The sequence below is a fragment of the Jiangella asiatica genome, from assembly GCF_004349065.1.
Taxonomy (GTDB): domain Bacteria; phylum Actinomycetota; class Actinomycetes; order Jiangellales; family Jiangellaceae; genus Jiangella; species Jiangella asiatica.
The window spans coordinates 1-1,456 of the sequence record NZ_SMKZ01000118.1 but is presented as its reverse complement, the minus strand read 5'-3'; the positions used below and the strand labels follow the sequence as shown (position 1 = coordinate 1,456).

At 75.0% G+C, this 1,456-nt stretch carries 1 protein-coding gene; it reads right to left on the bottom strand.

Annotated elements, in window-relative coordinates:
• The coding region (locus tag E1269_RS31970; protein ID WP_131902297.1) for an HNH endonuclease signature motif containing protein at nucleotides 1–1,456 on the bottom strand (1,456 nt) is incomplete at both ends.

The window sequence follows — 1,456 nt, the reverse complement described above, 5'->3', positions numbered from 1 at the left end:
CTGCTTGGCCGGTCCGATCCGTTCGGGGGGTTTGATGTAGGTGTGGCCGGTGGGGCTGGTCCATACGGTGTTGCCGGTGGTGTCGCGGTGGACGGTCCAGCCGCCTCGGTGTTTGAGCAGGTGGTGGTGTCGGCACAGGGGTTGGCAGTTGCAGGCGCTGGTCGGTCCGCCGGCCGCGTGTGGGGTGTGGTGGTCAATGTCGCAGCGGATGGCCGGACGGTGGCAGCCTGGGGTGCGGCAGGTGCGATCCCGCAGGACGACGTGGTCGATGAGCGCCTGCGGCGGCCGGTATCTGGTGGTGCCGTGGTCCAGGACGTGGCCGGTGGCGGGATGGGTGCCGACCCACTGCCAGGTCCCCGCGGCGGCGAGGTGGCGGGCGATCTGCGCGGGGATCGGGCCGTACCCGGCCAGGTGTCCGGGGCGATCGTCCATGCCGATGACCGAGGACAACGCGACGGTGAGGTGCACGCTGACCGGCCGCCCCTGCGCGGCCGCGAGCGTTACCGACACCGCCTGCCCGGCAGCAGACCGCACCTGAGCGCCGTCCGGCGCGTCGCGGCCGTGGGCGGGCGTGACGCGGCCCGGGATGCCGGCGTCGGGGTGGGTGCGATCGCACGTGCACGGGCAGCCGGGCCGGTGCGCGAGCCGATGGGTGCCACCGCCGATCCTCTGGGAGTCCAGGGCGGCCCAGGCCAGCGCCGCGAGGGCGTCGGCGCGTCGCTGGGCGGCGGTGCGTGGCTCGCACCCGGCGGCGGCGTCGTGTCGCTTGAGGGTGTCCGCGGCGGCGTGCAGGACGGACGTCACCGCGACGGCGTCCTCGGCCGGGAGGTAGGCCTGCAGGTGCGCCATCCCGTCCTCGGCCGGGATCATGGTGACGTCGCGGCGCTCCCGCGCCTGCTGACAGCGCCGCTCGGTCCCCACCGGCGCCAGGTCGTGCAGCAGTTCCTGGATCGTGCGCCGCAACTCCACCGAGTCCAGGCCGGGCGCCGCCGGCAGGACCGCGGCCTCGATGCGTCGCCGGACCTGAGGTTCCTGGCCGCCGAGCTCGGCGGTGATGACCCTGGCCCGGCGCTCGTCGATGCGCCCGGCTTCCACCATCGCGTGCGTGGCCGGGAAGTCCTCGACCAACTGGACGGCATGGCCGACCTGGTTCTCGGCCTGCCGCGTGGTGAGGTGGGTACGTGCGGCGATCTCCACCGCGGTGTTGGTGATCGGGTTCAGCGACCGGTAGCCGGTGTCGGCCGGTCGCAGCTCGGGCCGTGCGGCCAGGGCGGCGAGCACCGAGGCCTGCTTGGCTGCCACCCATGCGGCCAGGCGCGCCCACCCCGCGGCCGCCTCGACGAGGTGGTAGCCGCCCGCCGCCGCGGTCTCGAACGTGGCGAGCGCGGCTGCAAGCCACGGGCCCGTCGGCACCGCCGCGAGAGGTGTCGCCGCGACCGAGGCCGGCTCGGGCGCC